Source organism: Wolbachia endosymbiont (group A) of Anomoia purmunda, from assembly GCF_947251545.1.
Lineage (GTDB): Bacteria > Pseudomonadota > Alphaproteobacteria > Rickettsiales > Anaplasmataceae > Wolbachia.
The window spans coordinates 336,757-351,161 of record NZ_OX366362.1 but is presented as its reverse complement, the minus strand read 5'-3'; the positions used below and the strand labels follow the sequence as shown (position 1 = coordinate 351,161).

Annotated in this window: 8 protein-coding genes; 3 read left to right on the top strand and 5 right to left on the bottom strand. The window is 34.8% G+C overall.

Features of this window, described 5'->3' with window-relative positions; all coding sequences use genetic code 11:
* The first annotated feature begins 406 nt into the window (after positions 1-406).
* The 3 genes from murD to OPR57_RS01705 all read left to right on the top strand — a co-directional run bounded on the left by murD (position 407) and on the right by OPR57_RS01705 (position 3,819).
* The gene (gene murD, locus OPR57_RS01715; protein ID WP_265036972.1) at positions 407-1,789 is read left to right on the top strand and encodes a UDP-N-acetylmuramoyl-L-alanine--D-glutamate ligase; all 1,383 of its coding nucleotides are present in this window, start codon (positions 407-409) and stop codon (positions 1,787-1,789) included.
* Positions 1,790-1,795: 6 nt separating this feature from the next.
* Positions 1,796-2,386: a COQ9 family protein gene (locus OPR57_RS01710; RefSeq protein ID WP_265036970.1), complete on the top strand. Its 591-nt coding sequence runs from the start codon at positions 1,796-1,798 to the stop codon at positions 2,384-2,386.
* An 89-nt stretch (positions 2,387-2,475) separates the two neighbouring features.
* Positions 2,476-3,819 carry a fungal specific transcription factor domain-containing protein gene (locus OPR57_RS01705; protein ID WP_265036968.1) on the top strand — a complete coding sequence of 448 codons (1,344 nt, stop codon included), beginning with the start codon at positions 2,476-2,478 and terminating at the stop codon, positions 3,817-3,819.
* On the opposite strand, the gene rsmD is transcribed toward OPR57_RS01705, so the two are convergent.
* From rsmD to OPR57_RS01680, 5 genes are all read right to left on the bottom strand, one after another.
* Positions 3,816-4,364 (bottom strand): 16S rRNA (guanine(966)-N(2))-methyltransferase RsmD, encoded by a 549-nt coding sequence (gene rsmD / locus OPR57_RS01700; RefSeq protein ID WP_265036966.1) that lies wholly within the window; start codon positions 4,362-4,364, stop codon positions 3,816-3,818. The two genes, OPR57_RS01705 and rsmD, sit on opposite strands and share 4 nt — an antisense overlap.
* Before the next feature lie 119 nt (positions 4,365-4,483).
* A complete protein-coding gene (locus tag OPR57_RS01695; protein ID WP_265036964.1) occupies positions 4,484-5,116 on the bottom strand; it encodes a WD_0853 family protein in 633 nt (210 codons plus the stop codon).
* Positions 5,106-8,789 (bottom strand): type IV secretion system protein, encoded by a 3,684-nt coding sequence (locus OPR57_RS01690; protein ID WP_265036961.1) that lies wholly within the window; start codon positions 8,787-8,789, stop codon positions 5,106-5,108. Before OPR57_RS01690 ends, OPR57_RS01695 begins: the two co-directional genes overlap by 11 nt.
* Before the next feature lie 90 nt (positions 8,790-8,879).
* Positions 8,880-11,969 carry a TrbL/VirB6 family protein gene (locus OPR57_RS01685; protein WP_265036959.1) on the bottom strand — a complete coding sequence of 1,030 codons (3,090 nt, stop codon included), beginning with the start codon at positions 11,967-11,969 and terminating at the stop codon, positions 8,880-8,882.
* A complete protein-coding gene (locus tag OPR57_RS01680; protein WP_265036957.1) occupies positions 11,966-14,386 on the bottom strand; it encodes a TrbL/VirB6 family protein in 2,421 nt (806 codons plus the stop codon). Before OPR57_RS01680 ends, OPR57_RS01685 begins: the two co-directional genes overlap by 4 nt.
* Between the last annotated feature and the right edge of the window lie 19 nt (positions 14,387-14,405).

Sequence of the window (14,405 nt, the reverse complement as noted above, 5' to 3'; positions counted from 1 at the left end):
GCTGCTTTTAAATGCAACTAACCTAAATTATAAACGTTAAGAAATTTACTGAGCGGAAAAAAAGGCAAAGAAACCCTAGGGTAGCCAGTATTCAAATTCTCCCTTGTTCTATTTGACGTCTTTTGATGTCTTGAACGCTTTATAAGCGCGTTTCTGCTTGTATAGGTAGAAACCTAAAAGTTTTATAAAGACATGAGGTGCACATAGTGCAAAAAATTAAGCATGATTTACGCCAAATACAAAGTTCCCTTTGTCGTTTTAATCTGCAGATTGCGAAGATAAATAAATAGCTTCAGTTTCATGATAAGGGGACTGGCAAAGGGTGTCAAGGAAGTTTTTTTTCTATTGAATGACAGTTGTGACCTATGCAAGAAGTCTGTTGTAATTTGTACGATATCTTTATAAAATGGTTTGCATAAGTTATCTAGCAGTGCAACTAAACAAATACAAAAATCAAAACGTCGCGGTTTTTGGTCTTGGTAAAACTGGTTTATCCGCCATTAACGCTCTAACAAAGAGTGGTGCAAGAATATATGCATGGGATGATCATGAAGAGCAAATAGCAAATGCAAAAATGATGTATAAAAAATGTAATTTTATTCATCCCAAGGAATACAATTGGCATGAGATCAGTGCATTGGTTTTAAGCCCTGGAGTGCCAATAGAGCCACATTGGATAGTAAAACTTGCAAGGAGATTTGATTGCAAAATAAAATCAGACATTGAGCTATTTCTTGAAGCTAAAACTACGAACCAGAAGGTAATAGGCGTCACAGGAACAAATGGTAAATCAACCACTACATCACTAATAGGGCACATATTAAAATCTGCAGGGAAAAAAGTAGCTATTGGTGGAAATTTAGGCGTTCCTGTTTTGGATCTAGAAAGAGATGCAGAAATTTATGTAATTGAATTTTCCTCTTTTCAATTGGAGTTGATGAATGAAATTAACGTGGACATTTCAGCACTGCTCAATATTACACCAGATCACATAGATAGGCATGGAAGTATGGAGAACTACATAGCAACTAAATTAAAACTGATAAACGGTAGTGAGGTTGCCGTAATAGGATGTGACAATGAGATTACTGCTGACATATTCAACAAATTCACTGGAAACAAAATTCCAATTTCAGTAACATATTCCCCGATGTCATTCCAGTGCCTGGGCATTGGGATCCAGAAGATCTTGTTAAAACTAGAGAATCATAGCTTATCAGTAAGCGACGTGAAAATAAACCTAATATCCAACGCAGAAAACATAGCAGCCGCATATGCCGTATGTAAGGTACTTGGAGTAGATAGCAACACTATTATCAATGGAATCAAATCCTTTTCAGGACTGAGGCATAGGAATGAACTGCTTGGCAAAATAAGAAATGTGTTTTTCGTGAACGATAGCAAAGCAACTAATGCAAAGTCGAGCGAAAAGGCGATCTTATCTTATGAAAACATAAATTGGATCGTTGGTGGAAGAAGCAAAAAAGGTGGAATAGAATCATTAAGCAAGCATTTCACGAGGGTTAGAAAAGCTTTTCTTATTGGGGAATCAACCGAAGCCTTTGCAAACACTATGGAGAATAAAGTAGATTATGTTAGATGTTGCAATCTAGAAAATGCATTCAGATTGGCTTTTGAAGAGGCCTTAAATAGCGCAGAAGAAGTAACAATATTACTTTCTCCCGCGTGTGCTTCTTTTGATCAATGGAAAAATTTCGAGGAACGTGGTGAAGCATTTTGTAGAATGTTTGAAAATCTCAGGTACAATCACACATGCTGTTTAGTATAATGTTGCGTGGAACAAAAGTTAATAATAGATAAGCTAATTAGGGTTATTCCATTTGAAGGGATAAGCGATGAAACCCTATTAAAGGTGTGCAATGACCTTAACCTATCTAATAGCTTTTGCAAATTTCAGAATGGAATATATAGCGCTTTGGAGTACATAGCAGAGGACTTAAATAGCTCAATGGAAGCTGAACTAAGAAATTCTAATTTAGAAGATATGAAAGTGCGAGAGCGAGTAAAGTTAGCTATTCAAATACGCCTTTCAAACTACGCTAAGCTACCAAATTATAGAGAACTTTTAAAAAATGTTTTATCATTCTCTGTATCACCAAAAAATACATATTTTTCTAGTAAACTTTTATACAGAACTGTTAGCGCGATTTGGTATGGCATTTATGACCAATCAACAGATTTTAACTACTATACAAAAAGAGCAATATTAGCTGGAGTGTACTTAAGTACGATACTTTTTTTTATCAATGATTATTCAGAAGATTTTGTGGATACTTTATCGTTTCTTGATAACCGTATCAACAATGTCATGACATTTCAAAAATTCAAAACTCGCTTAAAAGGAATCATAGGAAATTTCTTATAAGCTTTTCATCATACTGGTTATTCATATTTATATTCTCTTGTTTTTTTTGATCTTTATGTTAAAATAGCTTAGTATTTATTAACAATAAAATGAAAGTTATTTATTATACCAAGCCAGAAGAAAGTACAAAACACGTGATAAACTTTTTTGGAGTACTTGGGTGTATTAAGGTTAATGCTCGTAGTAAAAATCCACCTAAGGAGCAAGAAAGTAAGTTAGTTAAGCATTACTTTGACTATCCCTATTTCTCTAGAATTGTTAATCCAGAATCCTTTCAAAAAGAATTGGATGATGAAGAAAAAAAGTTCGTTAGAAAGATAGTATCACTATGGTTATGTTCTGCTATATTGTCCACTGCTTCTATTGTGTCGTTATACTTGGCATACCAGAATCAAAAATCAAAAAAGGTACTTACAGGACTAGTTTTTACGTCTTCAGTACTATCGACTTTGGCTACCATACTTTTTGTTGTAGCTTTCTTATGGGTATCTTTTCACTTTATTAAAGAAAAGTTTGTTGTATATAGAATTAAAAACTTTTTGGAAAATGAATTCAGCTCTGAGTGGATAAAGCGTTACAAAAAAGAACTTGTAGGTGACGATAAGGAAGTGGATGCAGAAGCTCACGATCAAGAGTTAGGAGAAAATAAAGATATAGAAGATATTGTGGAGTTCCTCTTGGAAAGAAAGAAAATTGTAGCGCTATATGAATTTCTAACAAACGGTGAAAAGTTAGTTCAAGCTGGAATGGCAATGGTAAACATGTTACTTGTAAAAGGTGTGCATCCGAACGATATAATTTTGGATACTAATTCTCTTGGAGGAGGAATTGCAGCAGAAGTTTTAAAAAGGTTTGAAAAGCAAGGGATTTATTTAACGCTAATTCATAGTAATTCTTATAGCTCACTTAAAGATGCAACTAATAACTTTCCTCATGGGATAGGGGATTTTTTCATGAGACGGCTTCCTGCAAAATTCTTGAATTTTTGGTTTAGGCGTTGTGAATTGGAATTTAATTCACGAGAGATTATAGAGAATACAAAATGCCCTGTATTAATTGCTGGCAGGAAAGGCGATACTGTAATTCCACAGGAAGCACAACTCGTTGGTAAACTTCCAGATTCATCCACATCTGAACGGTTTAGATTGAATATAGTACTTGAACACGATCCTCAAAACACGGAGTGTAAGAGCAAAAATATTCATGCTGATCATAAAGAACATTTAGTTTATCGTGAGGATAATGATGGTACAACAAAATACACCAGTTACGAAGAAAAAGAAAATGACTTTATTAAAGAAGCACATGAATATTTAATAGACTCTAAATTTAATAAAGATTTTGATCTAGAGAAGTACAGAGAAAGTGGTTTCTCTAGAAAATTGACAAAAATAGAACTGAAACCCATCAATGAAAAGCATAGACAAGTTTAAGTTGATAGAGAAAGAAAAATTATTCTTGCTATACCGTAGGTGCGTTCCAAGATTATACTGAAGTTTTTATTGCACTCAAAACCTTCGTTTTTCCTAATCTCTAGAATTATCAATGCATCATCACTTAACCAGCCTGAGTGAGCTAGTCCATTCAACGTTGATTCAACTAGATTGCTATTGTAAGGTGGGTCTATAAAAACTACATCGCACTTTGAAATAGGTTGTGGCAATTTGTTAGCACTACAACAAATTAGCGTGACATTGTTCGTAATTCCAAAATCTTCTGCTGTTTTTTTAGGCAGTTGCAAATTGTAATAATCTGAATCCACCATGAATGCATGTTTAGCGCCGCGAGAAAGCGCTTCAAATGAAAAAGAGCCACTTCCGCAAAATAAATCAAGTACATTCAAGTTATAAATAGGTTTCCTTGAGGAAAGCATGTTAAATATTGCTTCTCGGATAATACTCATAGTTGGCTGTGCAGCTAAATGCTTACCTGTAGTTATTTTTCTTCCGCGATATTTGCCTGCAATGATGCGTAGCATATTAAATAAACTCCAAAATAATTAATTATTTATACTATATGATTAATGTCAATATGGCTTTAGCAGTTTAATAGAGAGAAGCTATCGAGTCGCTTGTAAGAAAAACACAAACACAAAACTCATCCGTTATCTTTTTCTGATTTGCCTGCTGCATTAATTGCTTGACCAATCTCATCTTGTAAATCATTATGATCATTTTCTTCATCATGATTTAGCCCTTCAATTCTGCTTTCTAACTCTAACTTAATTATAGTATTGATTTTATCTATATTATCAAGAAAGCCTCTACATTCTTCTTCACTATACTCTTCACCAGATGCTTTTTTTTCAATAAATAGGTTTTTAAATCCTGCTAGATCAGAATTCTGATCGGTATTTAGTACAACATTTCTCTCTATGAAGCTAAGATCCGACAGCAGTAAGCTAACCTCTAACAGATCTTCACTTTTCACGCTTTTAAGGTCTTCAAGACTTTCTAAAATACTAAACACCTTAAGCCTTTCTTGTACAATCTCTTTGTCTTCCTTATCAAATTCAGACAATAAACTATGATTATCTACAAATTTCTCACTCAAAGCTTTATTTAATTTAGTGAGGTCGATATTGTTGTCTGGTGTGTTGTCTAATAGTAGATCTACTCTCGCCCTACGCACATTTAAAACGTCATCATAATTATTTAATTTTATATTGCCATCATCATCTTGCTGCAATTTATAATAATCAAGGCCTTTGAAATTTTTATTAGTCTTCATCTTCAATCCTCTTCTCATCTCCTTTTGCATCTGGTTTCCTCATTGGTTCCGGTAATTTCCTTTTACTGTCTTCTAGATTTCTTTTTTCCTCTCTTTCAGCACGTTTTTTTATAGTTTCCTGGGTATTCATTTCAAAAAGTGCCTTAACGTACTCTTCTGGATTTTTTGGTTCCGTGTCTAAATTTTGTGCTACTTTATTTAATTGATCAGGCTTATCTTCTTCTGTTGGCTGATCATGCTGTGGTTGATTAGGCTTGTCTTCTTGTTCTGTGCTTAGTTTTCGTACTACCTGATCAGACTTATCTTCTCCTGGTGGTTGATCAGGCTTGTCTTTTTCTGGTTCTCTGCCCTCTCGATTTCTTTCTTCCTCTCTTTCAGCACGTTTTTCTACAGCTTTTGGAGTATCTATTTCAACTGGACCTTTTGGTTCCGTGCCTAAATTTCGTGTCACTTCATTTGATTGATTAGGCTTATCTTCTTCTGTTGGCTGATCAAGCTTATCTTTTTCTAGTGGTTGATCAAGCTTGTCTTTTTCTGGTTCTCTCTTGCGTCCTATGGTGTAATCATGAAGCCTTTTTAAGAAATCTTCTCTCTGTATTTTTGCTCTACAAAGTAAGTTATCTGGATAACCATCTTTTTCTCCTGTACGGCGGCTAACTCCTATAGAATCGAGGCCATGCTCCCAAGTAAACTTCATAGCATCTTCTATTGTGTAGCCCAAATGTGATCCTACATATCCTTTATAATAATCTAAATATTTACCGATCCTTCTGTGCGTAATATCTTCTTTATCAACTCCAAACGCCCTGTAGATTTTTTCCTCGAGCTTATCAACATCATTTTCAGGTGATGTCACAAATTTTGTTGCTTCAATAGTAGCATCTACAAATTTACGTGGCACATCAATAGCGTATTTCAGCACTCCTCCAACTCTTGGTATCCTGCCCAGTAGATTAGCTGTACCTCCGGCTAATCTATCCGGTAAATGAGTAGCCCAACTGCCTAAAGACTCTAACCCTCCACCAATTTTATCTTGTACCTGTTGTTTTAATCCCTGCATTAAATCAGTTACAGGTGATGCTGCGTACATGCTGGATATATTGTAAACGCTGAATCCACCACCAGCTATACTTGAGCCCATTTGTTGTACGAACTCGCGTAAGGAGAACATTAAAAATGAAAGCAAGAATAACACAAAGATTTCCCCTGCATTGATTAAATAACCTCTCTGTATGTCTTGCACCCTTTGGTAATCGCTATTTTCTTGATAATTTTTGCAATCCTCACAATCTTTACATTTCTGACAGTATTCACTGTTGGGATCCTTATATAAATCATGAAGTTTCAGTATTCTACAACCTTGTTTTTCTACTACTCTCTGCACTAAAGACTTCATCTCTCTTTTGAGATCTGGTCTTATGATACCATTTCTATAATCATTCATCATCTCCCGATAATTGCTGCATTTCTCATCTACTGACCTGCAGTAAAATTCTCTTATTTTACTGTCTATATCTATTTCTCTATTTATACTATTAATCAGCAATAAGATATCAGCCTTTTCTGATGCATGGGATAAACTATTTGTTAAGCGTACTAGATCTTTTGCACTACAGCCATTACTAACTACCATATCACTTTCCGCAATATAGTGGTCTGCTGGATTCTTTTTAGTACCAGGAATTGGATTAAAGAAAGGATAATCTATATAACGAAACCCTTTTATATGTTCACCATTTTTATCTTTAGGGTAATCCGGTGGAAGCGGGATGTATCCAGCACCACCAGTAAATTTTATTGTACCACCTTCTCTGCTTATCTTTTCTATACCTTCTATACTTTTATCTATGTTAAGAGAAGAAGCTTCTCCAAGAGTGTAAGGTACAAAAATTTGCCCTGGGGTCCAACCAAAGTACTGCTTATCAACGATACAAAAACCGCCAAACACCCATTTTGGAGCACATAACTTTACCTCGAACCATTTATTGTAGCATACAGTAAAACCTAACTGCCTATAAAAGGTGTTCATTATCATTGAAGCCAACAATGACAAGAGAGTAAATATCATAATCGATTGTAAACAAAAACTGATGCAGAATTTTATCCAACCTTCAAATAGACTTTTCAGCGGTGAAAATAAAATAGAAATTAGAAACAGTGGCATGATAGCTATAAGAAAAGCTATACCTATAAAGCCAGAGAGAAATATTATGTAAGCATACAAGCACAACAAGAAGTATAGCACAATCCCTATAAAAATTGCTGGTATCATAAGGAGGCTTGCCCACATTTGGTAATGTAAAAACGCTGCAAACTTTTTCCAAACAGAATAAGCAAAAAACTTATTGAACATGTCCTCCATGAAGCTAAACAACTTAGCTTCATCTCCTTGAGCAATACTTCCGGTGTTCATGTTGGGAGCAAAGTTAGTAATTACACTTATCAATTGTTCAAGACCTTTAACGAATAAAACAAGAAAATGATCATAGAAAAATCTAAAACTTCCAGGAGATATAAGCACTATTACTAGAGTGATTTTCATCATTCTGATGAGCATATCATGCTTAGTTTCTCGTATCATGCCAAAAAGATAAAGAAGCGATGAAATCATTACAAATAGAACGAGCAAGGAAAGAACAAAATTGTGAAAGCTCGTACTTTTTTCAGCTATATTTTCGAACATAGCTTGTGCAACTGCAGGATCATTGCTATTAAAATGTTCTTTGCAATTTTCGTTAATCAATAATACACATTTTAGATAGTTATAAATGTAATCAAAAAACCCAAAACTACTTGGCTGCTGCACTCCACTTAAGAACTCAAAAGAGTAGCCACCTGCATTATCTAAGTAATATCTATCTAATATTTTTACATATATTTTCCATCCCTTTTTTAATTTCACCGGGTTACAATTTCTGTCTTTTAATTTAGTGCTATCTCTGTCTAAAGTAAAAAGACCGCTCCCATTTTCTGCCACGGAGTTGTAACCTAGATGTACAGTAGGAGATTGAGGACTACGCATTAACTTTAGATTGTCGTTAGGATCAATGTCACCAGGTCTTTTAAATAGAAGATAAGCACCATGACCATTGGTAAACCAACATGGAGCACCACGTGATACTGTATTTGCGCTATCATCTTCATTAATGCACTTGCAATTTACAGTGCAACTTGTATTAGACTTACTTGAAATTTTCTGTGGCGCACTAGGTTTGTAATCATTACAAACTAAGTGAAAGTTAGGTAGACTATTATCACCTGACTTGCCTTCAAATTTAGTTGCATATTTTAACTGCTCCAAGCTTTGTAAGTCATAACTGCCTTTAGATTCTTTCTTGTTATTATTACTCCAAGATGTCCATGCACCATCAACTCGCACTTCCAAACTATCTCCATTAGTTTCGAGTCCGGTATTCTCCCACTTTACCACTTGGTTATGGTGAAAACCAGAATTAATTTCACCAGTTTCAGGATCAATAACTTCTCCATCTCCTGGAATAAACGCATCGTGGTCGCTTGAAAAATGAGCGCTTACTGCAATAGGTTTAGGACCAAAATAGTCAGCAGATATGCACCTTGGAAAAGGCATATCGTTCTTACTACAACCTGTGATCAGCATATAAGCTGCAAGAAGTAATACCCTAAACCAACATTTGCCTAAGCGTGATTGCATATCTAAACTTTTTCCAAATATAGAAATAAATTTCTAAAACTTTACTTAAAATATCTTTTTAATTAGTTACTCCATAATATCATTTATATCTTACTCCTCTCCATTTCCTTCCTCGTTTTTAGCTTTAGGACCACTTTTCTTAGAACCTTCCCTTAATTGTTCTGGTGTTTTAGGTCTATCAGAATCATCACACGTTGTTTTATCAGAACTTCCTTTAGAATCTTCTTTTTTGTTTAATTGATTTGGTGTATCAGGCAATCTAGCATCAATTTTTCCCCGATCTTTACTCATTTTCTGCTTGATACTCTGTATCATATCTTGAGTATCCTTATCAAGGCCAACGGTGGACAGCATAGCTTGCGATGCGCTCTTAGCAACTTGACCAACACTGGCAGCAACCCCAAAACCAGAGCTGAATAGTGCTTGTGCCATAGTTTCCGATATAGAAACAAAAGCTTCCATTGCACCGGCAATAATTAAGTACATAAATGCTTGGACCAGATCTATGGGCAACGCTGCAAAGTGCCCGCCAGCTCTTTCTCCGGTACTTAATGCAACATCAACATTAGTGCCAGGACTGTATCCAAGAGGCAGTATTGATTTCATCAAGCACAGATCATACGATAAGAAATTTACACTAATTAAACATTGATAGCATGCAGAAAAATTTGTGAGGTTATATAAAACTGAATACATCAACTGATTTAAAAGAGATAAAGATGAAAATAAAATGACTGGTTGTACTGCAACGTGAGCCAGCGTTTTTATCCAATTATCAAACAAGGATTTAGTCTGTTGGAATAGAATAAATACAATAAACAAAGGTGTTAACGACAATAAAAACGCTACTAAAACAGTAGATATTACATATTTCAATGTAGCACTAATAATGCATTTTAAAAACGCAAAAGTAGCGTAGAGTATTGCCAAAAATGCAATAAAGCCAAAAGGACCAGAAAGCATCAATGATAAAAACTTTAACCAAGTTTCTGTTGTGAATAATACTCCTGCTGTTAAGTCTAAGAATGCAAATTTTCTCCCCCCTTCCCCTATATAGCCAGAAAAGCTATCAACTAAATAAGTGCTACCATCTACAAAAAGTCTGGATAAAGTTGTACCAAAAAGTTCCCAACTTCTATCGCTAAAGGCAAAAGCTATAAATGCTATCTTGAACATCCTTACAATGAAATCAAATTTACTTAGCTGTATTGTTCCAAGCATATAGCCAATGACAGTAAATATAACGTATAGAGTAAGCAAAGCTCTTACTCCTTGTAGAAGCCCCTTTCTATATCTTTCATATGAATCGCTAACACTGTTTTTAAATCCTCCTGTTGCAAAACCAAATATCTTGTCTATAGTTGATGAAATAAAATCATTAATTTTTCTTTTGACAAATAAAGTTACACTATACTTATTGTTTTCGTAATATTTGCCATTTTTCTCTGTAATGTCATCTTTCTCTACGTTGCTTACATCAATACCAAAATATATCTTCTTAGATTCTCCGTTCTGAAAGTGTTCTCCGCTTATTACATCTAATATGGTGTACTTACCTTTTCCGTCTACTCTTTCTCCTACCACTTTGAAATCATCAGTTCCCACACCATGCAAATCTTTAGGTGGGTTATCACCCAAATACACATACAGTTTTTCGCCATTAATATATTCACATGATCTAGTCACTTTAACATGGTACCCGCCCCTATTAGCTCCATAATTACCATAATCTGCAATAGCAAGCATCACATTACTACCAGGTGCTACATCTTTTTCATCTATTGTATAGTCATGATTTAATTTTAAGGAAAAATCTTCAAAATTATCACTGATTTTTGAGCATACTAGTTTATCATTTTTCTCCTTTCCTGCTCCTCCTCTTTTTGGAAGACATTGAATACCTTTAGCATCGCCCTTCATATCATTACGCTTGCCTTCAGAAATACTTGCATCACCTGGATCGCTTATTTTTGCAACAAGAGCCTCAGCCCAGGAAATATCTTCTTCAGTGTTTGATGTAAAATCAATAATGTTAATCTGCTTGGGATCCCCTTTATTTTTTTCTATCTTCTTAAGCTTATCTTCAACTTCTTTAAGGTGAGAATACATATCACATGTATTTCCTTTATCGTACTTCTTATACCTTATAGAAGAGACACAATTCTTCTCTTCAGGAAAAGTAGCATTCCATATACCTTCTTTGTTGTAACATATATTCTGATAGTAGCAGTTAAGCTCATAAGGGCTGTACTTCTTTATCTCATCAAGATCACAGTTTTTTCCTTTGCATAGTTGATCCAACCCTATTTTAGTAGGGTCGTGCTTTCTTACCTTGTTAAAATCACAGTCTTTTCCATCACATAACTCCTTCAATCCTATTTTAGTCCGGCGTAAATCGAGTAGTGAGCCATGCATCCATAGTTTGTTGTCTTTAATATGATATTGATTGAAATGCACCTTATTATCATATGGGGTATACCCATTGCCAACTAGCACTTTGCTTTCCTTTGCTTTTGTTTTATCAAGAGGTAAAAATTGTATTTTATTTTTTGTACCATCTTTACCATCACAAAAAAACTCTCCCCCCTGATGTACTGCACTCGCTGTAGCTTTTTTATATACAGTTTCCTTACGGTCATTTTCTACAGCTCTATAACAATTGTCATCAAAGCTGATGCCCTTTCCTTCTGGATTATCATAATCAATTGTCATCTCTCTTGGAACTAAGCTGAAACTTAACCTGTCACCAGGATTTACTTTAATTCTAGTATCCACATAACGTCTATTGCTGCCAAATCCTTTACCATCGCACAATTCGTTTTCATTTACGCCTTTTTCATCAATGCCATAATTATTAGGCACATCGTTAATATTTGCAGCTTTACTATAATTTGGTTCTGAGCCATCAGTACAAAATACAGCAGGCACAAGTACTTCCCTTGGATTTTTGTCTTCTTTAAGAGGGCAAAAATTTACTGATCCATCGAGGGTGAATTTGATTTTATCATCCTTACTAATTACCTGACCAGAATCAACCCAATGAATTTTATCGGCTTTATGAACTGGAACACCCACATTAACGCTGGTGTTTCTGCTCTGCAACCCAGGTTCGACACAATCCATGTTACAACCAGTGATTGCAAGACACAGTATCAATAATAGTGATCTTTTACTTATCATTGCTGTCTTCCTTGTGGTATCTGAGGCGTTGACCTTTGAGTCACTTGTGGTATTTGAGGTCTTGACGTACCTGACTGTTGAGAAGCACCTCTTCTTTCTCTTCTTTGAACGCTTTGTTCATCTAACCCTACTATTCCCATTAAGCTTTGTTGATATTGTCCCCCAGGTTCGTTTTGCACATAAACACCAAACAACGAGTCAGATATTGTCGAAGAAGCTTCAACTAAAGCTTTCATAGCGTGTCCCAAAATAACAAAAGCCATCATAGCGGTAATATTAGGTGTATATTTGGAAGCATAACCATAGAAGATACAAGGGTTAAAAATCTTTAGGTTAATACTAAGTATACACGTAGAGCAGACTTCAAAATCAAATACTGAATACACAATATAATCCATAACCTGGCTTATCAGTGATATAAAAATTAAAAGCACTACTGGATGAATCGCAAATCTTGCTAAATTTTTAACCCAATTGTGAAACATCTGGCTAGTATACGCAAATAAAAGACAAATAATAAAAATAGGTGCTAAAGAAAGTAATAACGCAACTATTGCTATAGATGTAATAAAAGAAAATAAGGCGTTGAAAATAGATAAGCTCACTGTGATTAAACCCCAGATCACCAAGCAAAAAGATACAATGCCTAAAGGGCCAGAAAATATAAGAGATACTATTAACAATACTGAATGCGATGACAAGAACCTATTGAGCGGCAAATCAAGGAATTCAAAAACATTTGATGTCGTACCTCTAAAATTTGCTATTTCTATTAGTTGTTTTGGAGTGTTAATAAGCATAGAGAATGCATTGTTATAAAAAAAGTTCCAGCTATTATCCTGCAACAACTGGACGATGATTCCTATCTTTACGCATATAATTAAAAACTCATATATAGAAATATGAGTTAAACCAAAAAAGTAGTAAAGGGTATATAAGGTTATGTATAATACTAACAGCGATATTATCGTGGATCTAATGGTATTTGTTCTGCTTGATTTTATAAAACTTTCGTAAAGAGACTTTACAGGACTAGTATCAGAGTGAATTGCGTTAGAGTCTTTATAACTAGAGCCGAAAAATGCAGTTTTCACTTTCTCATCAAAAAAATTATATATTGCACTAAAAGTTCTTGTAGGTGGCTCTTTAGTTGTTAGGTTAATGCTAAACTGACCTTCATTTTTGTAATCGCAGCCATGGTCTCTTATTCCATAATATATGGTGCCTGTTTTGTCTTTTAACTTTTCTTTTAAGCTTTCCATATATTGAACGTCATGAACTTTGCTGATATCTACAGATATATCCGCTTGGTTTTCACCAGGCTTATGCTCAGGAAGTTTGTCAGAGACGCTTATATACAAGCTATTCTCCAGACTGTGGTTCTTTGTTATCCTAATGTTATAACCGCCCTTGCCAGCATCATCACCTAACGTAAAAATTAACTCTGAGCCTATTGCATGGTTTTTACTTATCTGATGGTCACAACTAGTACATATATTACCCTCTTGCGCATATTCAAAATTTTCACCATCCATATAAACACTTAAGTATTGAACATCAATTTCTATTTTTGCATCCTTTAAAATGTCACTAATAGCCTCACCAACAGATTCTTTATTAACAGACTTTAAAGCACTTGTAATGGATGTATCCAGATTGCGTTTTGCAGCATTCTGTGCACGATTAGGCAAACAAAGCTTTTTTCCACGATCATCAAAGCATACATATTTACAGGCTAGATCTAAGATATATGTATCTATCTTGCTTGCTTGACTACTTGAAAGCGAGCTGCAGTCTATATCTTTTCCTTGTTGTTTTATAGAATTGACAATCTTTTCAATCTCTTTTCTTTTTTCATCTTGATCTGACTTTGAAAAATCTGAACTCTGATATTCTTTTCCATTTTGATGCAGCCAGTATTCATTGCTTCGTATGTATTTATTAGGACATATTCCATCCTGACATCCTTCTCGATTTAAAACATGTGCAAAATACTCCTCTTCTTGTTCGCTGCACTTTTCATCAATTTTCACATACCTGATTTTTGTCTCACTCTCTTTATCTTTACACACTTTACTTCCAATAACACTAAAGCTTATCGTATCACCAGCTTCAAGTGCAAATGGTAATGTAACGTCATTTCTCCCAGGCCCAATTGCAAAATCTGCATATTGCTTAGGACAAAAATTAATATTGCTAGGCACTATATCAATCTCTGTTACTCTTATTCTATCTGAGATATTAACACCGGAATCAACCCATTTTTGCTCTGTTGACACTATATCTAGTTTTTCACGCAAACCTGATAAATTTTCTGGCTTAATACAGTGATTCTCCCCGCATCCTGACAATAAAAAGAGCACCACAAAACTCATGCATAGCTTACCCAAGTTTTGGTTACTTAAACGTTTAAGCATCTGTTACTTACCTTAACTA